The 246-nt window shown below is 45.1% G+C and carries 1 pseudogene; it reads right to left on the minus strand.

Annotated features, from left to right (window positions below):
* A pseudogene (locus tag HMPREF2795_RS08495) lies at positions 1-246 on the minus strand (class I tRNA ligase family protein); the annotation flags it as partial.

The raw sequence follows: 246 nt of genomic DNA on the forward strand, positions 1-246 counted from the left end.
TCGTTTCAGCTGTCATGATTGGTGTGCCGTCTTCAGCATAGAAGATCGGAAGTGGAACACCCCAAGCACGTTGACGAGAGATAACCCAGTCACCACGGTCACGAATCATGTTGTAAAGACGAACTTTACCCCATTCTGAATGGAATTTCACTTTTTCAATTTCATCCAAGATTTCTTGACGGAATTTGGATACAGAGGCAAACCATTGTGGCACTGCACGCCAGATGATTGGTTTTTTCGTACGCC

Source organism: Streptococcus sp. HMSC056C01 (assembly GCF_001811305.1).
Classification (GTDB): Bacteria; Bacillota; Bacilli; order Lactobacillales; family Streptococcaceae; genus Streptococcus.